This is a genomic window from Flexivirga sp. B27 (assembly GCF_052905685.1).
Genome location: NZ_JBPYUM010000002.1, coordinates 518,079 through 542,668, shown reverse-complemented (window position 1 = coordinate 542,668; position 24,590 = coordinate 518,079). Strand labels below are relative to the sequence as shown.

Here is a 24,590-nt window from a genome sequence, read left to right as displayed (position 1 = left end):
GACGGAAGGCATGCAGCTCGAGGCCGAGCTGGTCGCCGTCGTGCTCGCCGTCGACGCCGGCCGACCCTGGGTGCTGGCGACCGGCGAGCCGCCGTCGCTCCCCGCCGGACCGCTGACCGCTGAGGAAGACTCACTCCAGGCCGGCGTGCGCGAATTCGCCCGCGAACGCAGCGGATTCGACCTCGGCTATGTCGAGCAGCTCTACACCTTCGCCGACCTCGACCGGTCCAGCAACGGCCGCCGGATGGTGTCGATCTCGTACCTCGGGCTGGCCCGCGCCACGATCACCGGCAGTGTGCGCCCGACCGACTGGTCGGCGCTCTACGACCTGCTGCCCTGGGAGGACCGCCGGCACCTCGCCGACTCCGGCAGCGACCGCCTCGGCGAGGGGTCCGGCGGCGCCCGAGCCGACCGGCTCGGCGAAGAACTCGAGCGCGCCCTGCGCCGCTGGTCCGACGGCTCCCCGGAGCAACTTGAGCGCTGTCGCTTCCTCTTCGGGTATGACGGCCGACCCTGGCGACCCGATCTCGCTCTGCAGCGCTACGAGCTGTTGTGGGAAGCTGGCATGGTCGCCGAATCCCCCTCTGCCGGAAGGATTTCCGCGCTCACCGCGGGTCCGATGACGCACGACCATCGACGCATCCTGGCGACCGGCTTGTCCCGCATTCGGGCGAAGCTGCAATACCGCCCGGTCATCTTCGAGTTGATGGCCGCGACCTTCACCCTGCTGACCCTGCAGGAGACCGTCGAGGCGATTGCCGGACAACACGTCCACAAACAGAATTTCCGCCGCGCGGTCGAGGTTCAGCACGAGCTCGTGGAGCCGACCGGTGAGGTCTCCCACGAGACCGGTGGCCGTCCGGCGAAGCTCTACCGCTTCCGCGGCTCGGTGCGTGAGGAGCGCGCCCAGGTCGGCACCAAGTTGCCGTTGCCGCGATAGACCGCTCGCTCGACCGTCCGACATACCGACCGTCGGCACTTCGGGACACACCGCGTGCCGGACCACCCCATTTCCGGTGTTATGCTCACTTTCAGCATTTACTCATCGTGAGCATTAACCCATTCTGAGGAGTCGATGGTGAGCATCAGCGAGCTGCAGGAATACGACCACGAGGCGGCATACGAGCAGGTCCGGCACGTCATCCCCGAGGTCGAGTGGGCGATGTATGCCGAGGACATCGAGGCCATCCAGCGGCTCAAGCGCGAGCAGGACGCGGTCATCCTGGCGCACAACTACATGACGCCGGAGGTCTTCCACGGCGTGGCCGACATCAAGGGTGACTCACTCGCGCTCGCTCGCGAGGCCGAGAAGGTCGATGCCGGCACCATCGTGCTTGCCGGTGTGCACTTCATGGCGGAGACCGCCAAGCTGCTCAACCCCACCAAGCGCGTGCTGCTCCCCGACCTGCGGTCCGGGTGCTCCCTTGCGGAAAGCATTACGCCGCAAGACATTGCGCAGCTGCGCAAGGAGCACCCCGGTGCTCCGGTCGTGACCTACGTCAACACGTCGGCCGCAGTGAAGGCCGCCAGCGACATCTGCTGCACGTCGGGCAACGCGGTCAAGATCATCCAGTCGCTCGGCGTCGACAAGGTCATCATGATCCCCGACCAATACCTGGCACGGAACATCGCCGCGCAGACCGGTGTCGAGGTCGTCACGCACCCCGGCTCCTGCGAGGTGCACGAGCGGTTCAGCCCACTGGACATCGTGCAGATCCGCGAGGGTCACCCGGGCGTCACCGTGCTGGCCCACCCCGAGTGCCCGCCGGAGGTCGTCGCCGAGGCCGACTTCGCCGGATCCACCGCCGACATGCAGCGGTATGTCGAGGACGAGCACCCGGCCAGCGTCGCGCTCATCACGGAGTGCTCGATGAGCGACAACATCGCCGCGCAACACCCCGATCTGGAGTTCGTGCGGCCGTGCAACCTGTGCCCGCACATGAAGCGAAACACGTTGGGCGCCATACGAAAAGCGTTGGAGACCGGCGGCCCCGAGATCGATGTCGATCCGGCTCTCGCCGTGCCCGCCCGGCGCGCCATAGACAACATGTTGGCGGTGAAGTGATGACGAACCCCATCGTCATCGTCGGCTCCGGGCTCGCCGGACTCACCTGCGCCTGGGCCGCGACCGAGCCGTGCGTGCTGGTGACCGCCGGGTCGCTCACCGCCGGCGCCGCGAGCATGTGGGCCCAGGGCGGCATCGCCGCGGCCGTGGCTGCGGACGACTCACCCGCGTCCCACGCGGACGACACCTGGCGCGCGGGAGCATTCGCCGGAGACCGCGCCGTCATCGACCGCATCACGACCGACGCCCCCGACGTCATCCGGCTGCTGACCGAGCTCGAAGTCCCCTTCGACCGAACCCCGGACGGCCACCTCGACCTCGCCCTCGAAGGCGGCCACAGCCGCCCGCGCGTGGCTCACGCCGGGGACCACAGCGGCGCCGCCGTCACCGCCTGTATGGCGTCCGCGGTGCTGCACTCCCCCACCGTCGATGTCCGCGAAAACCACTCTGTCGTCGAGGTTCTCACCGACGATGAGGGTGCAGTCAGTGGCGTCGTCGTGCGCAATGCCGATGGTGCCGACGAGACCATCGCGACGCAGCGCGTCGTGCTCGCCACCGGCGGTCTCGGCGGTCTGTGGGCGCACACGACCAACCCGACCACCGCACTCGGTCAGGGAGTGGCGCTGGCAGCACGCGTCGGAGCCCGGACCGATGACCTGCACCTGGTGCAGTTCCATCCGACCGCGCTCGATGTCGCACGCGACCCGAAACCCCTGCTGACAGAGGCTCTTCGGGGCGCGGGCGCAACTCTGCTCGCCGACGGGGTCCGGTTCGTCGACGAGCTGCAGCCGCGCGACGTCGTCGCCGCGGCCGTCTGGGAGCAGCTCTCCGCCGGCCGGACCGTTCGGCTGGATACCCGCGAAATCGATGACGTCACAAGGAGATTCCCTGCCGTCGCCGACCTCGCAGCAGCATCGGGGCTGGACATCGCAGCGGACCTGCTGCCGGTGTGCCCCGCCCTGCACTACTCGATGGGTGGCGTGACCGTCGACGACCGCAGCCGGACCACAGTGCCCGGTCTGTGGGCGATCGGCGAGGTCTCCCGCACCGGTCTGCACGGCGCCAATCGGCTGGCGTCCAACTCCCTGCTCGAGGCAGTCGTCACAGGCCGCGCAGCAGCTGCGGACATGTGTGCGCAAGCCGGCACTTCGTGGAACACCACTGTCCCGCAAGCAGATCCGACGACATTGCTGCCGCGAGGCAACACGTCCATCCCGGTGCAGGTCGTGCGCGACATACTGGGCTCGGCGTGTGGTGTGTTGCGTGACGGGCAGAGCTTGCAGGACGCTGTCGACGCATTGGCACCGCACACCGGTGACGATGTCGCGTATGTCGCCTGGCTCATCGCCCGGTCCGCGCTGGCGCATCCGCACAGTGTCGGCGCACACCGCCGCACCGACGACCCGGCAGCGACAGTCGGCCCCACACCTCAAGGAGCACCCGCGTGACCACGCCAGAACTGGACCGAGTCGTTCGAACCGCACTGGCCGAGGACCTCGGCCTGGGCGGCGACCTCACCACGCGGCTCACCGTGCCCGGCGACGCGGCCGGGACGGCATACATCGTCAGCCGCGAGGAGGGTGTGCTGTCCGGTGCCGAAGCTGCAACCGCGGTCTTCGCGGCGGTCGACCCGGCACTGCAGGTCGACTGGGCCAGGCACGCGGGAGACAAGCTCGCGCCCGAGGATCTCGTCGCCACGGTCAGCGGGTCTGCGCGCTCGATCCTGACCGCCGAGCGCACAGCTCTCAACCTCCTCGGTCGCCTGACCGGAATCGCCTCTCGCACCAGCGTTTTCGTCGCCCTGGTGGACGGCACGAAGGCACGCATCGTCGACACCCGCAAGACGACGCCCGGCCTGCGTGAGCTGGAGAAGCGCGCCGTGCTTGACGGCGGCGGCACCAACCACCGATTCGGGCTGTATGACGCCGTCCTCGTCAAGGACAACCACGTCGGCCTGGGCGGCGGACTCCTGCCCGTGCTCGAGCGCCTCGCCGCGAACAGCGGGCATCTGGTCCGGGTCGAGATCGAGGTCGACACCATCGAGCAACTCGACACCGTGCTGGCCTTCGACGCCGAGCGCGTCGGCAGCGGGCAGGCACCTGTCGTGCACGCCGTGCTGCTGGACAACATGGAGGCCTGGCAGGTCGCGACCGGCGTCGCGCACATCCGCCGTCACCCGGCGCCGCTCATCGCGGAGGTCTCCGGCGGGGTCAACGAGGAGACGGTGCAGGAGCTCGCCCGCGCCGGCGCCGACGCGATCTCGGTCGGTGCTCTCACGCACAGCGTGACGTGCCACGACTTCGGCCTCGACCTGCAGGTCTGATCCACCCGCTCGACGACACTGACGGTCGCCTTCACTGTTGCCCGCCGAATTCGGCCGTCAACGGTGCAGGCGGCCGCCAGACGCGCACGGCCGACGCACTTGAAAGTGCCTTTTGTAAGCCGTCCGATACCCACTCATGATGGTGTTACGCACCAGCAGTGAGGGAAGGACGAAGACATGGTCGATCACTCGACACGCGAACGCCTTCCACGCCGCGAACGCCACCCGCCGGCGCATGCGATCCAGCGCCGCATCGCCGACGAGTCAGCGCACACCAGCGTCAGCGGCCGCCCGCCGCCTGCCGACGCCGAGACGTTCGCTGGCCGCCCGGTTGGTCGCGATCTCGTCGTGATGCGCCGCCGCCCACGCGGCAAGCGACATCACCGCATCCATCAGCGAGCGGCCCAACTTGGTCAGGTCGTACTCGACCCGTGGCGGGACCTCCGCGTATGCCGTCCGGGTGAGGACGCCGTCACGCTCGAGCTGCTTGAGCGTCTGGGTCAGCATCCGCTGGGAGATGCCCGGAATACTCGCCTGCAGATCGGTGTACCGCAGCGGGCCCGAACGCAACGTGCTGACGATCAGGACGGTCCATTTGTCACCGATCCGATCGAGCACCTCCCGGATGAAGGCGCTGTCCTCCGGCCAGGTCTGACACGGACCTTGCAACTGCCGCGCTGACGCCATCTCAAAACCTCTCATCCGGTCTGTAACCGCATCCTCAGTATGCAACGTCCACCGGTGAATCACATCTCCACCAACCACAGACTGCCCCGAATCCTCGGAGCGCACGTGCAAATCCATTCTCCCGAAAGGAATTTCAGCATGAGCTACCTACTCCACATCGACTCCTCCGCAGCCGGCACCGCATCCGTCTCCCGGCAGGTCGCCCAGTCGTTCCTGAACGTGTGGGACGGCGCCGTCGTGCATCGCGACCTCGCGGCCATGCCGGTGCCGCACCTCACCGCGGCCGGCATCGCCGCGCGTGACACCGACGCCGCCGCACGCAGGGACGACGAGGCCACCGCGGCGTTCGTGCAGGACACCCTGATCGATGAGTTCCTGGGCGCCGGCGCCTATCTCTTCACGGTGCCGATGTACAACCTGACAATGCCGTCGGTGTTCAAGGCGTGGCTCGACCAGATCATGGTCTTCGGCCGCACGATGACCATGGAAGGCCCGTCCCCTGCCGCCGGTCGTCCGGCCGCCGTGATCTCGGCGCGCGGGGGTGGTTACAGCCCCGGCTCGCCCCGGCACGGGCTCGACTACGTGATCCCGACCGTCGAGGCACTGCTGGGTCGCGAGGAGATGCTCGGGCTCGACGTCACGAGCGTCGTGCCTGAGCTGACGATGGCACCGCACACACCTGCCCTCGCCGAGCTGCTGCCGAAACACGAGGCGTCGATGGCGGATGCCCACGAGCTCGCCCGACGGCTTGCCGGCTCGTTCACCGACCGCAGGACGGTTGCCTGAGTCACCAGCCGAGCAGCCGGCGCATCACGGTGTCGGCAAGCAGTCGGCCGCCCGGACGCGACATCAGTCGAGGACCAGCCACTGGTGGCCGTCGATGAGTTCGCGGGCGGCGTCCAGATGTCCCGCGTGCGAGGCGGTTTCGACGATGGCGTGCAGCACCACCTCACCGACGGTCGCCATCCGCCACTCGCCGAACAGTTCTCTCGGCCACCAGGTGGGTGGCGCGTCGAGCGCCGCGTCCGCAAGGGCGCGGTCCGCCCTCGCGCATTCGTCGCGGTATGCCGCAAGCACGACCTCCGGCTCGGTGTCCGGTGGGACGTGCCAGGCGTTCGACGGGGTGTCGAACGTCGCGATCGCTGCCGGGTCGGCGGCCGTCACGGCGTTGAACCACAGGCGTTCCACGTCCACGGTCAGGTGATTCACGAGGCCGAGCATGCTCCATCCGCTGGGCAGCATGGCTCGGTGCAGGTCCGCCGCTGCGAGTCCGTCGACCGTGTCGAGCACGTGCGCCCGCGCACTCTGCAGTCCGGCAAGGGTGGTGGCCTTCAGGCTCGTGTCGGTCATGTCGTGCTCCGTATCCATCGGTGTGTCCATCGGGTGTCGTCCGTTACCGCGGGCCGAGTCCGGTGCGTCCGTCGAGGAGTTCGCGCGCGATGTCCAGATGGCCGGCATGCCGAGCAGTCTCCTCGATCATGTGCAGCACGATGGTCCGCGCGCTCTTGGCGAGTTCGACATGCTCCGGCATGAACGAACCGCTCGGAGCGTCATCGAGTGAGACCGCCGCGAGGAACTGGTCCGACAGCCGGCACTGCGCACGGTAGGCCTCGAGCACCTCGGCAATCGGGTCGTCGACACGGAATCCCTGCGACACCTCTCGGTCCGCCGGCTCGCCCTGGTCCTCCCCCTCGTCAGCACCATCGTGCTCCGGCACCCGCCCGGCCAACACGATCTGGAACCAGTACATCTCGGCACCGCCGAGATGCCAGATCAGCCCGATCGGCGTCCACCCCGACGGCACCACCGGCGTCCGGAGCGCAGTCTCGTCCAGGCCGTCCACGATTGCGAGCACCGCCGCACGCTGCTCGCGCAGGTATGCCGTCAGGGTCGCCTTCTCGACGTCCGCACTCACCTCGACAGTTGTGTTCGTGTTCATGGTTCAGCTCCTTCTGTGGGCCGCGTGCCGCGACCGTTCGTGTTCCGACATGAGGTGAGACGTCGCGTTCGCGCCATACTCATCGGGTGAGCACTGACAACGACCTGCTGCTGGCCCAACAGGGCGACCACGCGGCATACGACCGCCTCCTGCGGCCGCTGCTGCCGGAACTCCACGCACACTGCTACCGGATGCTGGCCGCCTCCCACGACGCCGACGACGCACTGCAGGACGCCCTGGTGAAGGTATGGCGACGGCTCGGCGACTTCGAGGGCCGCAGCACCCTGCGCACCTGGCTCTACACGGTGGTCACCCGTTCGTGCATCGACCTCGCCCGGGCAAGGGGCCGACGGGCGATGCCGATCGATCTCGGTCCGTCGAGCGCCCGCGCGGTCGTCGACGATGCGCCGAGCACCGAGATCTCCTGGCTCGGTCCGTATGTCGGCGAGGCGCCGCACGGTGCGACGTCGCCCGCGGCACGCTACGAACAGCGCGAAGCGGTCGAGCTGGCCTTCGTCGCAGCGCTTCAGCACCTGCCCGGGAACCAGCGCGCCGCGCTGCTGCTCTTCGACGTGCTCGGCTTCTCGGCCGAGGAGATCGCGACGATGATGGACACGACGACGCCCGCCGTGAACAGCACGCTGCAGCGGGCACGGGCGACGGTCACACGCAGCGTGCCCGACCGGTCGCAACAGGCCACCGCGCGTGCGATCGGTGACCGGCAGCTCGGATCGATCGTCGAGCGTTTCACCATGGCGTTGGAGTCCCGCGACACCGACGCTCTCATCCAGCTCGTCACCGAGGACGTCACCTGGGCGATGCCGCCGATGCCCCACTGGTATGCCGGGCTGGGCGCGGTCGGCGACTTCGCCGCGCAGGTCCCGATGGGCAACTGCGGCAGCTGGCGGACGCTGCCGACGAGCGTCAACGCCCAACCCGCCGTCGCGTGCTACCTGCGCCCGGACCGTGCACCCGCCCATGGAGCGTGGGCCATCACGGTCCTGACCCTGCGCGAGACCCGGGTGTCGGCCATCACGTCCTTCCTCGGGGTGCAGCACTTCACCGCACTCGGCCTGCCGACCGAGTTGCCACCGATCGGTCAGTAGCCGAGCAGCCGCCGCACCACCGTGTCGGCGAGCAGCCGGCCACGCAGCGTCAGTCGGGCCACCGGGGCATCACGGCGGACCGCAGCCGGCCCCTCCAGCAGCCCGTCGGCGATCAGGCCCGCGACGGCGCGGCGGCCGCTCTCGTCGAGCACGGCCAACGCCAGTCCGTCGGACAGCCGCACCCCGAGCAGCACCTGCTCGTCATACCGCTGCTCAGGGGTGAGGATCTCGCGGCCGGCGCCCGGCGACGACCCCGCCATCACCCGGTCCGCGTATGGCGACGGGTGCTTGACGTTCCACCAGCGCACCCCGCCGACGTGACTGTGCGCACCCGGGCCGACACCCCACCAGTCGTCGCCGCGCCAGTACGACTCGTTGTGCCGGCACCGCGCGTCCGGTCGACGCGCCCAGTTGCTGATCTCGTACCACTCGAATCCCGCTGCTGACAGGACGGATTCGGCGATCTCATACTTCGCCGCCTCGTCGTCGTCCTCGGGCATCTGCACGACGCCGCGCCGCACCTGAGCCGCGAGCTTGGTGCCCTCCTCGACCACCAGTGCATAGGCGCTGATGTGGTCCGGCTCCAACTCGACCGCCGCCTCCAGGCTGCGGCGCCAGTCATCGGTGCTCTCCCCCGGCGTCCCGTAGATGAGGTCGAGGCTGACCTGCATGCCGGCCTCGCGCACAGCACGCACCGCCGCGCCGACGTTGGCCGGGTCGTGGGTCCGCTCGAGCGTCGCGAGCACGTGCGGCACAGCCGACTGCATCCCGAGGCTGACCCGTCCGAAACCGCCCTTCGCCAGCGTCTGCGCCACCGCCGCATCCACGGTGTCCGGGTTGGCCTCGGTCGTCACCTCGGCGCCCGGTGCCAGTCCGAACCCGGCGCGCACCTCGCCCAGCATCCGCGCCAGGTCCCCGGCGCGAAGCATCGTCGGTGTGCCTCCGCCCACGAAGACGGTGCTCACCGCCGGAGCCGCCTCACCGAGCACCTGTCGCGCCAGTCGCAGCTCGGCCGAGGCCGCGTCCGCGTATGTCGAGACCCCCGCGCCGTGACCGCCGAGCTCGCCGATCGTGTACGTGTTGAAATCGCAATAGCCGCACCGCACTGAGCAGAACGGCACGTGCAGGTAGACGCCGAGCTGACGGTCCGCGATCCCTTCCGTCGCCGATCGGGGCAGCGCACCGTCGGACGGGACGGGTTCTCCGTCGGGCAGGGCTGAAGGCACCGCACAATCGTAGGTCGGCGGACTCACCCCACGAAGTTCTCCCCCGCTTCGCTCCTCCGATACTTCGCGGGGACCCCGAGTACCTGTGACGGCATTTCGAGCAAGCGAGTTGAATGGACCCATGACGCTCTTCCTCACGATCGACGCCGGCGGCACCTCGACGCGCGCCCTGGTCCACGACAGCGATGGCGCGTGCACGGGGTATGCCGTCGCCGGCGGTGGCAACCCGACGGCATCAGGCGTGGAAAGCGTTGCCAACGTGATGCGTTCAGCTGCGGACGACGCCTTGCAGCAGGCCGGTGCCCAGCCCGGGGACGTCGACTGCGCGCTCGCCGCCATGGCAGGCTCCGCCGTCGGACTGACCGGCGTCGAGCGAGGACTGCAGCAGCTCGGCGTCAGCGCGCCCTTGCGGATCGGCAGCGACCTGGAGGCGATGTTCTTCACCGGCACGCCGCAGCTCGACGGTGCCGCGCTCGTGTCGGGCACCGGTGCCGCCGCCATCGTCGTGCAGGACGGCGTGACGAAGGCCCGCAGCGATGGACGCGGGTGGCTGCTGGGTGATGTGGGTTCCGGCTACTGGATAGCGCACCGCGTCGTGCGTGCGGTCACCGCCGACCTGGATGCGCGAGGCCCCCGCACAGCGTTGACCGACGCGCTCCTGCACGCGGCGGGCGTGACCGGCGGCCGGTCAGCCGGCAAGGACGTCCTCCTCGATCAGCTCGTCTCAATCCTCTATGCGATCCCGACGCCCGGCATCGCCCGATTCGCGCCGCTCGCCTTCGAGTTCGCCGACTCCGACCTGGTCGCCGGAGAGATCATCGCCGGTGCCGCGGAGGGCCTGGCCGAGACTGTCCTCGCGCTGCATGCTCCGAGTGACGACGCACCGCTCATCGTCGGCGGCAGCATCCTCTTCCACCAGGACGGGCTGCGGGCGGACGTCGCGCAACTGCTGCGCGACGGCGGCTGGACCGGGGACATCCTGCCGGTCCCCGACGGCACCCTCGGGGCCGTCGTCATGAATCTGCGCGTCGCCGGCGTCGAGGTCGATGCCGCGCTCCATGGTCAGGCCCGGAAGTCGTTGTCCGTCATACGGTCTCGCAACTGACCTGCTGCGTCACAAGGTTCCGGTCAACCCTTGCAGGCCGAGGCTGGCGAGGGACACGCACACCCAAAGGAGCGCTCCCAGCAACAGCGGCCGGTGGCCGGCTTCCCGCAGTTGCGCCGGCCGCATGCCGACCCCGATCCCGGCGAGGGCGACGGTGATGAGGAAGGTGCCCAGGAACGTCAGCGCATCGTGCCACCCGGCCGGGATCAGGCCGAGCGAGTTGATCGCCGCCGCCACCAGGAAGCCGACCAGGAACGCCGGAACCACCTTGCGCCACGGGATGCTCACGCGCTCCCCCTGACTCGCTGCCTCCCGCCGCGCGGTCACGAAGGCCAGCACGATGACGATCGGGATGATCAGCAGCGACCGCGTCAGTTTCACCACGATCGCGTAGGGACCGGCGCCGTCGCCGAAGCTGTATGCCGCGGCGACGACTGACGAGGTGTCGTTGACGGCCGTGCCGCTCCACAGTCCGAAGGAGTGCCCGGTCATCCCGATGAGGTGGCCGATCGGCGGAAACAGCAGCACCGCAAGGATGTTGAAGGTGAAGATGGTGCCGATCGCGTAGGCGACATTCGACTGCTTCGGGCGTATGACGGCCGTGGTCGCGGCGATCGCGGACGCGCCACAGATGCCGGTGCCGACACCGATCAGTGTGGACAACTCGCCGTTGATGCCCAGTGCACGACCAATCAGGAAGGCGCCCCCGAGCGCGACCACGAAGGTGCCGAGCATCACCGGCAGCGAGCTCCCGCCGACGTCGACGACCTTCGCGAGCGACAGTCCGGTTCCCAGCACGACGATCGACAGTTGCAGAACACCCTTGCCGGCGAAGCCGATGCCCGGTGCCAGTCGGTCGTCGTGCAGGCGCGGCACGAGCGCACCGGCCACGATGCCCAACACGATGCCGAAGACCGGGCCACCGATCACGGGGGCGAAATGCCCGAGGACTGATGCGACAGCAGCGATCACGACGGCCACCAGGAGGCCGGGCGCTCGCTCCAGCAGCGCAGCGGATCGCGATGGTTCCTGCGGTGCGCTGGTGCTGTCCGGTGTCCGCTCGGTGCGGTGCTCATGCGTCGTAATTGCCACGATTACAGCTTCGGCCGACCGCGCCACGGGCGGTAGCCGTCATCTCTCCATGCCGGGTATATCCTCCGCATATGACTTCATGGCCGGATCTGAGCGCGCTCGAGCTGCTCGTCGCCGTCGCCGACCACGGCAGCCTGTCCGCGGGAGCGCGTGCGACCGGCGTCGCGCAACCCAATGCCAGCCGGTCGATCGCCCGACTCGAGCGGCATCTCGGGGTCACCCTGCTGCACCGGTCGACGACCGGGTCGACCCTCACGGCCTCCGGGCTGCTGGTGGTGGACTGGTCGCGGAAGGTCATGCAGGCCGCGCGCGAATTGGCCGAGGGCGCAACGTCGCTCGCCAGCGACAGCGCCGAGTCGATCGTCGTCGCCGCGAGTCAGACTGTCGCCGAGCACCTCCTGCCGTCCTGGCTGGCCGCCCTGCGCGAGACCCATCCCACGGTCCGCACCAAGATCCACGTGCACAACACCTCCGACGTCCTGGCCGACCTGCACGAGGCACGGTGCGATGTCGGTTTCATCGAGGGCCCGCGGCCGCCGCGCGGCGTCAACCATCTGGTCGTCGCCCACGACGAACTCGTGCTCGTCGTCCCGCCGCGTCATCCGTGGGCCGGCCGCACCGATCCGGTGACTGCCGACGACCTGTGGATCACCCCGCTCGTCACCCGCGAGCCCGGATCCGGCACCCGAGTCGCGCTCGACGAGGCGCTCGGCTCGCCCGCCCAGTCGGTCGTGGAGCTCGCGAGCAACGCCGCGGTGCGCGTCAGTGTGCAGTCCGGCACCGCACCCGCGGTGCTGAGCAGGCTCGCCGTGTCCGACGCCCTGGCCGGCGGGACGCTGGTCGAAGTCCCGACGTCCCTGCGACTGCACCGACAGCTGCGCGCCGTGTGGACCGGCCCACGGCGCCTGCGCGGACCGGTCGCCGAGCTGGTCGCGATCGCCGGCCGCGAGTGAGCGTTCCTACTTCGCTGCCGTCACCCACAGCGGTATGACGCCCTTGACCACCTCGGTGCCGTCGGCGAGTTTGCCGGTGACACGCACCCGCACCTCGTGCGGCGTCGGCTGGTCCCAGTCGGCCGGGTCAGTCTCGGCAACACACTCGACGGCCGACGGCACCTTGGTGATGTAGTCCAGCTGAATTCCCCTGGGAATCCAGCGAGTTCCCGGCTTCACGGTGGCTTCGGCGAGCAGACCCATGGCCGCTTCCATGCCGTTGGCGACCGCGATGGCGTGGATGGTGCCGATGTGGTTCTGCACGCCCTTCCACTTGCGGATCCGGACGACGCCGCGGTTTGGCGCCATCTCCCGGATCTGCGGTTGCACCGTCGCGAAGTAGGGTGCGCGAGCCATGAAGCCCAGGGCGAAGAGCTGCCGGCCGAAGGGTTTGGCAGTCAGCCGTTGGTAGAGCTGGTAGGTCGAGGTCATGCCCCGATGTTACTGGTCAGTAGGGGGTTTCGATACGGTTCCCCGCTTCGCTCCTCCCCTACTCAACCACCTTGAAACAGCTCGGCCCCAGCTCGCCGGTTTCGATACGCTCCCCCGCTTCGCTCCTCCCCTACTCAACCACCTTGAAACAGCTCGGCCCCAGCTCGCCGGTTTCGATACGCTCCCCCGCTTCGCTCCTCCGCTACTCAACCAGCTTGGTGCGGCTTGGTGCCGAGCACGTCGCGCACGACCCGGTCGACCCGCAGACCCTTGCGCTCGAATCGGGTCTCCACCCGCCCGTCGAACCGGGGCGCGAAGCCACCGTGGGCACCACGCGGGTCGACCTCGGTATCACCGGGATCCGCGAGCCTGCCGGCATACGGATTGACCAGGCCTGCACAGCCTTCGACGACGTCCCGGATCTGCCAGGCGTAGTCGGCCCAGTCCGTCGCGAGACGCCAATTGCCTTCCGGCTCCAGCAGATCCGCGATCTTGTCGGCGAACTCCGGCTGCACCAGTCGCCGCTTGTGATGCTTGGTCTTCGGCCATGGGTCCGGGAAGAACGTCCACACCTCACGCACGCTGCCGTGCCCCAGCATCGACGGCAGGCTCTGTGCGGCGTCGGCACAGATCAGCCGGACGTTGTCGATGCCTTCATGCACGCATTTCGCGATCGTCTGCGCGACGCCGGGCACCCATACCTCGACCGCGAGGAAGTTGCGATCGGGATGTTCCTTCGCGGCGTGCACGACGCAATCACCGCCGCCGGAGCCGATCTCGACGATCAGCGGTGCGGGCCGCCCGAACGCGGCCGCCACGTCGAGCCGGAAGTCGGGCTGCACCGAGGTGCCCTCCCCCACCATCGGCACGTCCAGCAGGTAGGTCGGCCCGTGCTCGGCGAGCGCTCGATGATGGCGCTCGGCCATCCGTCCGCTGCGGCGAGTGAACGACCGGGTTCGAGCGAGGTATGGCGAATCCGGTTGCGACACTTACTTCTTCGCCTTCTCGGCGCCGGAATCCTGCGAGAGCGCAGCAATGAACGCTTCCTGCGGCACCTCGACGGAGCCGACCATCTTCATCCGCTTCTTGCCTTCCTTCTGCTTCTCCAGCAGCTTGCGCTTGCGGCTGATGTCACCGCCGTAGCACTTGGCCAGCACGTCCTTGCGGATGGCGCGGATGTTCTCGCGGGCGATGATCCGGGTGCCGATCGCTGCCTGGATCGGCACCTCGAACTGCTGGCGCGGGATGAGGTCCTTGAGCTTGGTCGCCATCGAGACGCCATACGCATAGGCCTTGTCGCGGTGGACGATGTTGGAGAACGCGTCGACCTTGTCTCCCTGCAGCAGCACGTCGACCTTGACCAGGTCGGCGACCTGCTCACCGTCCGGCTCGTAGTCGAAGGAGGCGTAGCCGCGGGTCTTGGACTTCAGCGCGTCGAAGAAGTCGAAGACGATCTCGGCCAGCGGCAGCGTGTAGCGCATCTCGACCCGCTCCGGGGACAGGTAGTCCATCCCGCGCAGCGTGCCGCGGCGAGACTGGCACAGCTCCATGATCGAGCCGATGAACTCACTCGGCGCGAGCACGGTGGCACGCACCACCGGCTCGGTGATCGAGGCGACTTTGCCCTCGGGGAATTCACTGGGGTTGGTGACGGTCACCGTGGTGCCGTCGTCGAGTGTCACGTCATAGACCACGCTCGGCAACGTGGAGATCAGGTCCAGGTCGAACTCCCGCTCCAGCCGCTCGCGCACGATCTCCAGGTGCAGCATGCCGAGGAAGCCGATCCGGAAGCCGAAGCCGAGCGCGGCGGAGGTCTCCGGCTCGTAGACCAGTGCGGCGTCGTTCAGCTTCAGCTTGTCCAGTGCGTCACGCAGGATCGGGTAGTCGGAGCCGTCGATCGGATAGAGACCGGAGAAGACCATCGGCTTCGGATCGCGATAACCGCCCAGCGGCTCCTGCGCACCACCGCGCGCCGAGGTCACCGTGTCACCGACACGTGACTGCCGCACGTCCTTCACACCGGTGATCAGATAGCCGACCTCGCCCACGCCGAGTCCGTCGGCTGGCTTGGGTTCCGGTGAGATGACCCCGATCTCGAGCAACTCGTGGTTGGCACGCGTCGACATCATCTCGATGCGCTCGCGCGGCTTCAGCGATCCGTCGACCACCCGCACGTAGGTCACGACACCGCGGTAGGTGTCGTAGACCGAGTCGAAGATCATCGCCCGCGACGGAGCGTCCGCGTTGCCTTCGGGCGCCGGGAACTGCCGGACGATCTCGTCCAGCAACGGCTCGACACCGACACCGGTCTTGCCCGACACCTGCAGCACGTCCGACGGCTCGCAGCCGATCAGCCCGGCGATCTCCTCGGCATACCGCTCCGGCTGCGCGGCCGGCAGGTCGATCTTGTTCAGGACCGGGATGATCGTGAGGTCGTTCTCCATCGCCAGGTAGAGGTTCGCCAGCGTCTGCGCCTCGATGCCCTGCGCGGCGTCGACGAGCAGGATCGCACCCTCGCACGCCGCTAGCGACCGCGAAACCTCATAGGTGAAGTCCACGTGACCGGGCGTGTCGATCATGTTCAGGCAGTATGTCGTGCCGTCCAGCTCCCACGGCATACGGACCGCCTGGCTCTTGATGGTGATGCCACGCTCGCGCTCGATGTCCATCCGGTCGAGGTACTGCGCGCGCATCGCACGGTCCTCGACGACTCCGGTGATCTGCAGCATCCGGTCGGCCAGCGTGGACTTGCCGTGGTCGATGTGGGCGATGATGCAGAAGTTCCGGATCAGGTCCGGGCGGGTTGCGGCGGGCGGCAACGCCTGACGAGCCATGGGAGACAACGGGGCTTACCTCGAGAAAACGCGGGACGGGTGATCGCGCTCAGTGTCCCATGCACTCGTCGAAGTCCCGAACTCGCGAACCACCACGGGACGCGATCGCAGAATTCGGCGAAACCTACTCCACAGAAAGTTACGTGTTGGTAGGTTGTGATCTCCCTCACACAGGCCGGCTGCCACCGGTCTGACCGAAAGGAACCGCCATGGCTCATACCGCACGACGGATCGGGATCGCACTGGTCGCCGCCGGCGCCGCAACGGGCGTTGCTGTCGGCACCTCACCCGGAGCGAGCGCAGACCCGGTGGTGACGCTGCAGCAGACCGCCAAGGTTTCCACGCACGTGGCCAAACCGGACAAGACGGTCGTCTTCAACGGCACCCAGACAGTCAAGATCGACCTCGGTGCCACGAGCAACAACCTGTCGGCCGATCTCGACCTCAAGGCGGCCACCATGAAGGTCGACCTGCCGGTCATCCCCGGCGTCTTCAGCATCCCGGGCATCGCCACCGCGACCCTGCAGATCGAGCCGGTCGGGCCGGCCACGGGCAACGTCAACCTGGCCACCAAGGACGTCGAGGCGACGCAGCGGTTCAACGTCCACATCACGAAGCTGACGCCACCGATCTTCAGCTTCCTCAACCTGGTCCCGAGCAAGACCTGCAAGACCTCGACACCGGCATCGATGCATCTGACCGGCAAGCTGACCAGCCTCAGCGACCCGTTGGACCTGTCCTCGAGCTACACGATTCCGTCGTTCTCCGGGTGCGGCCTGCTGACCCCGCTCATCACCCAGCTGACATCGGGCAGCGGCAACACCGTCAACGCATCCTTCACACCGCAGCTCTGAGATCGCGATCCTGCGCGCAGAACCCGCTCGCCACCCACCAGGGTGCGAGCGGGTTTCTCATGCCGGTCCGACCGGTCCCTTCCCACACGCCTCCCGCCGCGCGAGCAGGGCACTGGCGCCGGCGATCGCGATGCCGGCCACCGCGAGCATCGCTCCGACCCGGCTGGGCCACTCGTAGCCGAGGCCGTGGGCGAGCACCAGGCTGCCGAGCCAGGCGCCGAGCGCGTTGGCGATGTTGAGCGTGGAGTGGTTGAGCGCCGCAGCCAGCGACTGCCCTTCCTGCGCGACATCCATCAGTCGGGTCTGCAACAGCGGCACCAGCACCGAGGGCAGCATGCCCAGCAGGAACACCGCGACGACAGCAGTCGGTCGAGCCTGTGCCAGCACACCGAAGAACGCCAGGAGCACCGCAATGGCCAGCAGCATGGCGATCATGCCGCGGAGCATCCCGTATGCCGCGACCCGCCCGGACAGCATCGTGCCGACCGTCATACCGACGCCGTAGACGACCAGGATGAGCGGCACCGCCGCGTCCTCGAAGCCGGACAGGTGCGTCATGGTCGGGGTTATGTAGGAGAACGTCGCGAACATCCCGCCGAAGCCGACCGTGCCGACGCCGAGGGTCAGCCAGACCTGCGGTCGCGTCAGCGCACTGAGCTCGGAGCGCGCGGACGCACCGGAGTCGGCCGGCTGCATCGGCACCCAGACCAGGACCGCCGCGACCGTGACCAGTGCGATGAATCCGACGAACACGTAGGGCCATTGCCACCCGAGGTGCTGCCCCAGCACGGTGGCCAGCGGCACGCCCACGACGTTGGCGACGGTCAGCCCGGCAAGCATCATCGCGACCGCCGAGGTGCGTCGGTGTGCCGGCACCAGCGAGGCGGCCACCACCGAGCCGATCCCGAAGAACGCGCCGTGCGGCATACCGCTGATGAACCGGGCGGCCAGCAACGTCCAGTAGCCGGGCGCAAGGGCGGAGGCGAGATTGCCGACCGCGAAGGCCACCATCAGCGCGATCAGCACGGTCTTGCGGCGCACGCCGGCGGCGAGCATCGCGACCAGTGGTGCTCCGACGACGACCCCGAGCGCGTATGCCGACACGACGTGTCCTGCGGTCGGGATGTCGATGTGGACCCCGTCGGCGATCTGCGGCAGCAGCCCCATCGTGACGAACTCTGTTGTGCCGATTGCGAATCCGCCGAGCGCAAGGGCCAACAACGCCAGTCGGGTCCGGTTGTCGGACCGGCTGTCGGGCCGGCCGGGGACCGCCGACTGCGGGCGGAGCGAAGTGGTCACGGTCCCAGCGTTCCGTTCCGATGTGGTTACTCGCGAGTAGAAGGACCTCGACGTGATCGGATTCACTCACCACTCACCGCACGGCGACTGCCACTTGCCGATGATGCTCGGGGCGGAAATGATCGTGCAGAGACCGCGCGCTAGAGTGCGGTAGCGAGCCAGGAAATTCCGACATGCGAAAATTTCACATCACATTGTGGAGGTTGCACCAATGTCCGACACGACCGCGCCGAACCTGCCGAACGGCGTGACCGTCACTGGCCCCATCAAGGAGCGCTACGACGAGATCCTCAGCACCGCTGCCCTGGAACTCATCGCCGAGTTGCACCGCGGGCTGAATTCCCGACGTCTCGAGGCACTCGAAGCGCGCTCCCAGCGGGTCGCCGACGTCGCCGCCGGCAAGGACCTGGACTTCCTGGCGGAGACCCGATCGGTCCGAGAGGACCCGTCGTGGAAGGTCGCCCCGCTCGCTCCCGGGCTGGAGGACCGCCGCGTCGAGATGACCGGCCCCACCGACCGGAAGATGACGATCAACGCGCTGAACTCCGGTGCGAAGGCGTGGCTCGCCGACCAGGAGGACGCCAACACCCCGCTGTGGGAGAACGTCGTCGAGGGACCGTTGAACCTCAAGGACGCGATCGACGGGACGATCGACTTCACCAGCCCGGAGGGCAAGGAGTACAAGCTCGTTCCGCCGGAGCAGCAGCCGACGATCATCGTGCGGCCGCGCGGCTGGCACCTGCCGGAGAAGCACATCCTGGTCGACGGTGAGCAGACCTCCGGCGGGCTGGTCGACTTCGCCCTCTACTTCGTGGCCTGCGCGCAGAAGCAGATCGATCGCGGCAAGGGCCCCTACTTCTACCTGCCGAAGATGGAGAGCCACAAGGAAGCACGGCTCTGGAACGACGCGTTCGTCATCGCGCAGGACCGGCTCGGCATACCCCAGGGCACCATCCGAGCGACCTGCCTGATCGAGACGCTGCCCGCGGCGTTCGAGATGGAGGAGATCCTCTACGAGCTGCGCGACCACTCCTCCGGTCTCAACGCCGGCCGCTGGGACTACCTCTTCTCGGTGATCAAGACCTACCGCACGCGAGGCACGGATTACATTGTGCCGGACCGCAATTCGGTCGGTATGACGGTGCCGTTCATGCGGGCCTACACCCAGCTGCTGGTCAACACCTGCCACCGTCGCGGCGCCTCCGCGATCGGCGGTATGGCGGCGTTCATCCCCAGCAAGGACGAGTCGGTCAACAAGGCGGCATACGAGAAGGTGACCGCGGACAAGACGCGTGAGGCCGGCGACGGCTTCGACGGCTCGTGGGTCGCCCACCCGGCGATGGTCAGCACCTGCCGCGACGCGTTCACCGAGGTGCTGGGTGACAAGCCCAACCAGATCGACAACGTCCCAGACGCAGATGTGCAGGCCGCGAACCTGCTCGACGTGAAGTCCACCCCCGGTGAGGTCACCTCCGCCGGTCTGCGCAGCAACATCGACGTCGCCCTGCAATACCTCAAGTCGTGGCTGGCCGGCCGCGGCGCCGTCGGCATCTACAACCTGATGGAGGATGCCGCGACGGCCGAGATCAGTCGCTCGCAGATCTGGCAGCAGATCCGGAACGACGTGCACCTGGCCGACACCGGCGAGAAGGTCACCGAGGAGATGGTGCTCGCGCTGGCCGACGAGGTGATCGCGGATCTGCCGGGTGAGCCGGCCGACTACGAGGACGCGAAGGCCACCTTCCTGCAGGTCGCGGTCGCGGACGACTACGCCGACTTCCTGACGCTGCCGGCCTACGAGCGCATGCCCTGACATGTCCACCGCGCACGCACCGATCGCGGCCGTCACCGAACGGCTGCGGTCGGTGCTTGCGTCCGGCACTGTCGTCGACGACCCGACCCAACTGGCCACCTACGACTGCGACGGACTGCTGCACTATCGCGTGACGCCCGCACTCGTGGTGCTCGCGCGCACTGCCGACGATGTCCAGCAGGCAGTGCAGGCGTGTGCGGAGCACGGCGTGCCCTTCGTGGCACGCGGCTCCGGCACGGGTCTGTCCGGCGGGGCGCTCCCCCACGCCGACGGTGTGCTCATCGTGATGAGCGGATTCCGCCGGATCACAAACGTTTCCGCGCGTGACCAACGCGCCGTGGTCGATCCCGGCGTGATCAACCTCGACGTCTCGACCCGGACCCGCCCCGAGGGCTACTACTTCGCGCCGGACCCCTCCAGCCAGCAGGTGTGCAGCATCGGCGGCAACGTCGCGGAGAACTCCGGCGGGGCGCACTGCCTCAAATACGGCTTCACGGCGACGCATGTCGTGGCCGCCGAGGTCGTCCTTCCCGACGGCGAGCGAACGACGCTGGGCAGCGTCGCGCCCGACGCCCCGGGGTATGACGTGCTCGGCGCGTTCGTCGGCTCGGAGGGCACCCTCGGCATCACCACCGAGGTGACCGTGCGACTCACCCGCTCACCGGCAGCCGTCGAGACGTTCCTCGCCGGGTTCACCGACACCGACTCGGCCGGCGCCGCCGTGTCTGCCATCATCGGCGCCGGCATCGTGCCGGCCGCGATCGAGATGATGGACGCGCTCGCCATCGAGGCTGCCGAGGCCGCCGTCGCCTGCAACTATCCGCAGGGCGCCGGCGCAGTGCTCGTGGTCGAGCTGGACGGGCCCTCGCACGAGGTCGCGGCCGAGCTCGCAGCAGCGGAGACCCACTGCCGTGAGGCCGGCGCCTTCGAGATCCGGATCGCCGCAGATGACGCTGAGCGCCAGGCCATTTGGCGCGGCCGGAAGTCCGCGTTCGCTGCCGTCGGTCGGATCAGTCCCGACTACATCGTGCAGGACGGCGTCATACCTCGCACGGCGCTGCCGGAGGTGCTGACCGCCATGTCCGCCCTCGCGGCCGAGCGCGGAGTCCGGGTCGCCAACGTGTTCCATGCCGGCGACGGCAACCTGCATCCGCTGGTGCTCTTCGACGAGCGCGTGCCGGGTCAGGCGGACGCGGCCGAGGAGGCGTCGGGCGCCATCATCGACCTGTGCCTGGAGCACGGCGGGTCGATCACCGGCGAGCACGGGGTGGGCGCCGACAAGGCCAAGCACATGCCCAAGATGTTCACCGCGGACGACCTCGACACCATGCAACTCGTGCGCTGCGCGTTCGATCCGACCGGGATATCCAACCCCGGCAAGGTGTTTCCCACTCCGCGACTCTGCGGCGAGGTCCCGGGCAAGCGACGGGCAGCGCATCCTGTGCAGGACGCCGGACTCGGCGAGGTCTTCTGATGGTTGATCTCAGTGCCGCCCTGCGTGATCGCGGCGTCGACGTGCGTGCCGGCACCCCGGCCGACGCCGTCGACGGACATGTCCCGACCTGCGTCGCCCGCCCGACGAGCACCGCCCAGGTCTCGATCGTCATGCGCGAGGCCGACACCGTCGATGCGGTTACCGTCGTCCGTGGCAACGGCAGCAAGACCGATTTCGGTGGCGTCGTCACCGGGGTCGACCTGCTGTTGGAGACCGGTGCCATGGACCGGCTGCTGGAGCACCAGCCGGGGGACCTGATTGTTCGTGCCGAAGCCGGAATGCCGTTGGCAGCGTTACAAGCCCACGTCCGCGACAGCGGCCAACGACTCGGCCTCGACGAGCCGATCCCCGGCGGCACCATCGGCGGGGTGCTGGCGTCCAACACCAGTGGAGCACGTCGACTGCACCTGGGCACCGCCCGTGACCTACTCATCGGCGTGACCGTCGTGCTCGCCGACGGCACCGTCGCCCGATCGGGCGGCAAGGTGGTCAAGAATGTCGCCGGTTATGACCTGGGCAAGCTGCTCATCGGCTCGCAGGGCACGCTGGCCGTGATCACCGAGGCGACGTTCCGGCTGCATCCGGTGCCGGCGACCGGTGCCTGGGTCACCGCCGCTGTCGGCGCGCACGACCTCGAGCCACTGCTTGCTCGTCTCTGCCACTCACAGCTAGCTCCCGCCGCTCTCGAGATCGACTGGCAACCGGGCGGATCGGCGACCGTGGCGATGCTTCTCGAGGGCACTGACGACGGTGTCCCACCACGCATCGAGGCAGCACGAGAGCAGTTCGCGACCGAGACTGCGACCGTCGCGGAGTTGGACTGGCCCTGGCAGCTGCCGGGCACACTGGACTCGGCCGTGCTCAAGATCACCTGTCGCCTCGGCGCAGTGGCCGAGATCGCCGACGCCGCAACCGAACTCGGGCTCCACGTCCGTGGTGCAGCAGGCACTGGCGTGCTGTATGCCGCCACCCGGCCACAGACCCCTGTGGCAACGGTGGCCGGGATGTTGCAGTTGCTGCGACCCCTTGCGGCGCGTGCCGGCGGTGCCGTCGTCGTGCAGAAGGCGCCGCTGGCGCTGCGTTACGAGCTCGACGTCTGGGGCCCGGTCAACGGGCTGCAGGTGATGCGCCGACTGAAGGACCAGTTCGACCCCGGCCGCCTGCTGGCACCCGGCCGATTCGTGGGAGGCATCTGATGGCATTGAACTCGTCCGGCACCGGGGCGTTCGACGCACACAACCCACCCTCGCAGGAGCTGATCGCCGACTGTGTGCACTGCGGCTTCTGCCTGCCGACGTGCCCGACCTACCAGCTGTGGGGCGAGGAGATGGACTCGCCTCGTGGTCGCATCCACCTGATGCAGGCCGGCCTGGAGGGCGCCCCGATGACCGACCGGATGGTCGAGCACTTCGACGCTTGCCTGGGCTGCATGGCCTGTGTCACGTCCTGCCCGAGCGGTGTGCAATACGACCGTCTGCTGGAGCAGACCCGCGCCCAGGTCGAGCGCAACCATGAGCGCACCCGCGCCGAAAAGGCTTTGCGCACAACGATTTTCAACCTCTTCCCCTACCCGGAGCGCTTGCGCAAGCTGCGCGGTCCGCTTCGTGCGACGCAACGACTCGGCCTGGACCGGGCACTACGCCGCACCGGGCTGCTCGAGCGGCTACTGCCCGGGCTGGCCGCCATGGAGCGACTGACTCCGAAGCTCGCCGCACCGGAGCGACTCCCCGCGCAGGTCCCGGCTACGGGCACTGAGCGCGCCGTCGTCGGGCTGCTCACCGGATGCGTCCAGGACGTCTTCTTCTCCGATGTCAACGCGGCGACGGCTCGGGTGCTCGCGGCGGAGGGCTGCCGGGTCGTCATACCGCAGGGGCAAGGATGCTGCGGCGCGCTCAGCAGCCACTCGGGCCGCGAGACCGAGGCGCAGCGCTTCGCCCACGAGACGATCGCGACGTTCGGCGAGGTTGAGGTCGACACGGTCGTCGCCAACGCTGCCGGGTGTGGCAGTGCGATGAAGGACTACGGATCGCTCTTCGAAGCCGAGCACGACGATGCCGCAGCGGAGTCCGCGCGTGGTTTCGCTGCCAGCGTGCGCGATCTGAGTGAGGTGCTGGCCGACCTCGGCACCGTCGCCACCCGGCATCCCCTGCCGTTGAAGGTCGCCTACCACGACGCCTGTCACCTCGGGCACGCGCAAGGCGTGCGGTCGCAGCCGCGACAGCTGCTGCGAGAGATCCCGGGTCTGGAGATCGTCGAGATCCCGGACGCAGCGATCTGTTGCGGGTCCGCAGGTGTCTACAACATCCTGCATCCGGAGACCGCCGGAGAGCTGGGCGAGCGCAAGGCGCGCAACATCATGGCGCTCGAGCCCGATCTGATCGTCACCGCCAACCCGGGCTGTCTCATGCAGATCGCGAACGCACTCGACAAACTCGGCGCACCGATCCCGATGGCGCACACGGCCACGGTGCTGGATGCGTCGATCCGCGGTCTGGACGTGGCAGAGTTGCTCGCACCATGAGCACCCGATCCAACCTTGCCCGCACCGCCACCCGCTTCCTCGGTGATGTCCTGCGCGAGTCCCTCAAGCAGTCCGGTCGCCGCCGCCCGAACTCGCGACGCAACGACCGCGCGCGGTCGGCGGGGTCCCGCTCGACCGGTCCGCACCACGAGCCGCACTCTGGCGCGCAGCCTGCGTCCGACTACCCGGGCGACTTCACCGGCGCACCCGACCTGAGCTACTCCCCCAAGCCCGACGGTAAGCCAGACCCCGGCGAAATCGTCTGGGGTTGGGTGCCTTTCGAGGAGGACCACAGCCAGGGCAAGGACCGGCCGGTGCTGCTCGTGGGACGCGACGGCGACTGGCTGCTCGGCCTGATGCTGACCAGCAAGGACCACGACCGCGATGCTGAGCAGGAGCGCCGCGCCGGCCGCCTGTGGTGCGACATCGGCAGCGGCGACTGGGATCCGAAACATCGCCCCAGCGAAGTGCGGGTCAACCGGGTGGTCCGATTGTCCGCGGCTGCGATACGCCGTGAGGGCGCCGTGCTGCCCCGCGACAGGTTCGACACCGTGGCCGACGCGGTCCGCGCGGCATACGCCTGACCCCGCCCCTTCAACCGAGCGGACACCCAACGACCGAGCGGACACGAAATTTTGCTCTCCACGAGCCGGATTTCGTGTCCACTGGGTCCTCTTCGTGTCCGCTCGGCGCGAGAACGTGTGGCGTGATTCCGGCGTTCGCAGTACCCGATACTCGATGTTTCCGGTACCGTAAGTTACAAGAACACCGCCTGCACGGTTCGTCGTCGCATGAGCCGCCACCGAC

General features: G+C 68.5%; 23 protein-coding genes. 14 read left to right on the top strand and 9 right to left on the bottom strand.

Annotated elements, in window-relative coordinates:
• Positions 1-10: 10 nt before the first annotated feature.
• The 4 genes from ACSZL9_RS11405 (at position 11) to nadC (ending at position 4,388) form a co-directional block, all read left to right on the top strand.
• Entirely contained in the window at positions 11-940 is a 930-nt protein-coding gene (locus ACSZL9_RS11405; protein ID WP_446665613.1) for an NUDIX hydrolase, read from the top strand.
• A gap of 138 nt (positions 941-1,078) precedes the next feature.
• Positions 1,079-2,065, top strand: a complete 987-nt coding sequence (gene nadA, locus ACSZL9_RS11400) for a quinolinate synthase NadA (RefSeq protein WP_446665612.1) — start codon at positions 1,079-1,081, stop codon at positions 2,063-2,065.
• Entirely contained in the window at positions 2,065-3,513 is a 1,449-nt protein-coding gene (locus ACSZL9_RS11395; RefSeq protein WP_446665611.1) for an L-aspartate oxidase, read from the top strand. The genes nadA and ACSZL9_RS11395 overlap by 1 nt, the downstream gene beginning before the upstream one ends.
• Positions 3,510-4,388 (top strand): carboxylating nicotinate-nucleotide diphosphorylase, encoded by an 879-nt coding sequence (gene nadC, locus ACSZL9_RS11390; RefSeq protein ID WP_446665610.1) that lies wholly within the window; start codon positions 3,510-3,512, stop codon positions 4,386-4,388. Before ACSZL9_RS11395 ends, nadC begins: the two co-directional genes overlap by 4 nt.
• A gap of 264 nt (positions 4,389-4,652) precedes the next feature.
• Here nadC and ACSZL9_RS11385 read toward each other — a convergent pair whose 3' ends face one another.
• Positions 4,653-5,075, bottom strand: a complete 423-nt coding sequence (locus tag ACSZL9_RS11385) for a winged helix-turn-helix transcriptional regulator (RefSeq protein WP_446665609.1) — start codon at positions 5,073-5,075, stop codon at positions 4,653-4,655.
• Between the two features lie 138 nt (positions 5,076-5,213).
• Between ACSZL9_RS11385 and ACSZL9_RS11380 the strand changes: the two genes are divergently transcribed.
• Positions 5,214-5,861 carry an FMN-dependent NADH-azoreductase gene (locus ACSZL9_RS11380; RefSeq protein ID WP_446665608.1) on the top strand — a complete coding sequence of 216 codons (648 nt, stop codon included), beginning with the start codon at positions 5,214-5,216 and terminating at the stop codon, positions 5,859-5,861.
• Between the two features lie 63 nt (positions 5,862-5,924).
• Here ACSZL9_RS11380 and ACSZL9_RS11375 read toward each other — a convergent pair whose 3' ends face one another.
• Positions 5,925-6,425, bottom strand: a complete 501-nt coding sequence (locus ACSZL9_RS11375; RefSeq protein ID WP_446665607.1) for a DinB family protein — start codon at positions 6,423-6,425, stop codon at positions 5,925-5,927.
• A 43-nt stretch (positions 6,426-6,468) separates the two neighbouring features.
• Positions 6,469-7,014 (bottom strand): DinB family protein, encoded by a 546-nt coding sequence (locus ACSZL9_RS11370; protein ID WP_446665606.1) that lies wholly within the window; start codon positions 7,012-7,014, stop codon positions 6,469-6,471.
• Positions 7,015-7,100: 86 nt separating this feature from the next.
• On the opposite strand from ACSZL9_RS11370, the gene ACSZL9_RS11365 reads away from it, so the two are divergent.
• Positions 7,101-8,120, top strand: coding sequence for an RNA polymerase subunit sigma-70 (locus ACSZL9_RS11365; protein ID WP_446665605.1), 1,020 nt, complete (start codon positions 7,101-7,103; stop codon positions 8,118-8,120).
• Here ACSZL9_RS11365 and hemW read toward each other — a convergent pair.
• Positions 8,114-9,346, bottom strand: a complete 1,233-nt coding sequence (gene hemW, locus ACSZL9_RS11360; RefSeq protein ID WP_446665604.1) for a radical SAM family heme chaperone HemW — start codon at positions 9,344-9,346, stop codon at positions 8,114-8,116. The genes ACSZL9_RS11365 and hemW overlap by 7 nt on opposite strands.
• Before the next feature lie 121 nt (positions 9,347-9,467).
• Here hemW and ACSZL9_RS11355 point away from each other — a divergent pair, with 121 nt between their 5' ends.
• Positions 9,468-10,451: an N-acetylglucosamine kinase gene (locus ACSZL9_RS11355; protein WP_446665603.1), complete on the top strand. Its 984-nt coding sequence runs from the start codon at positions 9,468-9,470 to the stop codon at positions 10,449-10,451.
• Between the two features lie 9 nt (positions 10,452-10,460).
• Here ACSZL9_RS11355 and ACSZL9_RS11350 read toward each other — a convergent pair whose 3' ends face one another.
• Complete coding sequence (locus ACSZL9_RS11350) at positions 10,461-11,543, bottom strand: YeiH family protein (protein WP_446665602.1); 1,083 nt, start codon at positions 11,541-11,543, stop codon at positions 10,461-10,463.
• 71 nt (positions 11,544-11,614) lie between these two features.
• Here ACSZL9_RS11350 and ACSZL9_RS11345 point away from each other — a divergent pair, with 71 nt between their 5' ends.
• Complete coding sequence (locus tag ACSZL9_RS11345; RefSeq protein WP_446665601.1) at positions 11,615-12,496, top strand: LysR family transcriptional regulator; 882 nt, start codon at positions 11,615-11,617, stop codon at positions 12,494-12,496.
• A gap of 6 nt (positions 12,497-12,502) precedes the next feature.
• Here the strand turns inward: ACSZL9_RS11345 and ACSZL9_RS11340 are convergent, their stop codons facing one another.
• The 3 genes from ACSZL9_RS11340 to lepA all read right to left on the bottom strand — a co-directional run bounded on the left by ACSZL9_RS11340 (position 12,503) and on the right by lepA (position 15,801).
• On the bottom strand, positions 12,503-12,967 hold the full coding sequence (locus ACSZL9_RS11340; RefSeq protein WP_446665600.1) for a hotdog fold domain-containing protein: 465 nt from the start codon (positions 12,965-12,967) through the stop codon (positions 12,503-12,505).
• 206 nt (positions 12,968-13,173) lie between these two features.
• On the bottom strand, positions 13,174-13,956 hold the full coding sequence (gene trmB, locus ACSZL9_RS11335) for a tRNA (guanosine(46)-N7)-methyltransferase TrmB (protein ID WP_446665599.1): 783 nt from the start codon (positions 13,954-13,956) through the stop codon (positions 13,174-13,176).
• Positions 13,957-15,801 (bottom strand): translation elongation factor 4, encoded by a 1,845-nt coding sequence (gene lepA / locus ACSZL9_RS11330; RefSeq protein ID WP_446665598.1) that lies wholly within the window; start codon positions 15,799-15,801, stop codon positions 13,957-13,959. It abuts the gene before it with no gap.
• A gap of 209 nt (positions 15,802-16,010) precedes the next feature.
• Between lepA and ACSZL9_RS11325 the strand changes: the two genes are divergently transcribed.
• On the top strand, positions 16,011-16,655 hold the full coding sequence (locus ACSZL9_RS11325) for a hypothetical protein (RefSeq protein ID WP_446665597.1): 645 nt from the start codon (positions 16,011-16,013) through the stop codon (positions 16,653-16,655).
• Positions 16,656-16,712: 57 nt separating this feature from the next.
• Here ACSZL9_RS11325 and ACSZL9_RS11320 read toward each other — a convergent pair whose 3' ends face one another.
• Positions 16,713-17,954: an MFS transporter gene (locus ACSZL9_RS11320; protein WP_446665596.1), complete on the bottom strand. Its 1,242-nt coding sequence runs from the start codon at positions 17,952-17,954 to the stop codon at positions 16,713-16,715.
• A gap of 211 nt (positions 17,955-18,165) precedes the next feature.
• Between ACSZL9_RS11320 and aceB the strand changes: the two genes are divergently transcribed.
• From aceB to ACSZL9_RS11295, 5 genes are read left to right on the top strand one after another with little or no spacing between them, the layout of a single operon-like run.
• Complete coding sequence (aceB, locus tag ACSZL9_RS11315; RefSeq protein ID WP_446665595.1) at positions 18,166-19,767, top strand: malate synthase A; 1,602 nt, start codon at positions 18,166-18,168, stop codon at positions 19,765-19,767.
• A gap of 1 nt (position 19,768) precedes the next feature.
• The gene (locus tag ACSZL9_RS11310; RefSeq protein WP_446665594.1) at positions 19,769-21,241 is read left to right on the top strand and encodes an FAD-linked oxidase C-terminal domain-containing protein; all 1,473 of its coding nucleotides are present in this window, start codon (positions 19,769-19,771) and stop codon (positions 21,239-21,241) included.
• Positions 21,241-22,458: an FAD-binding oxidoreductase gene (locus ACSZL9_RS11305; protein WP_446665593.1), complete on the top strand. Its 1,218-nt coding sequence runs from the start codon at positions 21,241-21,243 to the stop codon at positions 22,456-22,458. Before ACSZL9_RS11310 ends, ACSZL9_RS11305 begins: the two co-directional genes overlap by 1 nt.
• On the top strand, positions 22,458-23,783 hold the full coding sequence (locus tag ACSZL9_RS11300; protein WP_446665592.1) for a (Fe-S)-binding protein: 1,326 nt from the start codon (positions 22,458-22,460) through the stop codon (positions 23,781-23,783). Before ACSZL9_RS11305 ends, ACSZL9_RS11300 begins: the two co-directional genes overlap by 1 nt.
• Positions 23,780-24,367, top strand: coding sequence for a type II toxin-antitoxin system PemK/MazF family toxin (locus tag ACSZL9_RS11295; RefSeq protein WP_446665591.1), 588 nt, complete (start codon positions 23,780-23,782; stop codon positions 24,365-24,367). Before ACSZL9_RS11300 ends, ACSZL9_RS11295 begins: the two co-directional genes overlap by 4 nt.
• The last annotated feature ends 223 nt before the right edge of the window (positions 24,368-24,590 follow it).